We start from the raw sequence: 596 nt of genomic DNA on the forward strand, positions 1-596 counted from the left end.
ATTTAACGAGGAGGGATAGAGCAATGGGACTGTTTAAAAAGCTGGACCTGTGGTCTATAGATGATGGATTACAGAAAATTATAGATTATTATTATGACGGAAACGAAAGAAATAGCCAGTATTGGGATCATTACAGTGACCAGATTAATGAAATGGGTGAACTTGCAGCCGATATGATGTGTGAAATGCGGGACATCAGACAGAAGGTAAGCTATCAAATGCCCTGGAAAGAACAGCAGCAATTTTGTGAAGATGATGAATGTACTTATACGGAGGTTGCCTGGTGGAATACAGCGGCCTGCATGTTGTCGGATACAGATATGACAGAGTTGCTGGAAGGTGAAAACATCTATGGAAGCGACATCTGGGAAGAAAAGAACAAGCGGATAAAGGCGTTGGAGCGGCTGACGAAAAAACAGCAGATGTTTTTATACACAGAGGTAATCGGATTTATATTCCGTTATCAGGAATTGGTTGCGGCTTTTGAAACTATCACGGCGGTTATCCGGGAGCTGGAATATCATCAGTCGTTTGTGATTGGAAAAGATGGCGTGATTGCTCCAGATGCAGCGTATCTTTAATCCACAAAACTGATA

Annotated in this window: 1 protein-coding gene; it reads left to right on the plus strand. The window is 41.9% G+C overall.

The window, feature by feature from the left end; genetic code table 11:
* Positions 1–23: 23 nt before the first annotated feature.
* Positions 24–581: a hypothetical protein gene (locus tag H8S75_RS32390; protein ID WP_187024981.1), complete on the plus strand. Its 558-nt coding sequence runs from the start codon at positions 24–26 to the stop codon at positions 579–581.
* Positions 582–596 lie beyond the last annotated feature (15 nt).

The sequence above is a fragment of the Hungatella hominis genome (assembly GCF_014288005.1).
GTDB classification, from domain to species: domain Bacteria; phylum Bacillota; class Clostridia; order Lachnospirales; family Lachnospiraceae; genus Hungatella; species Hungatella effluvii.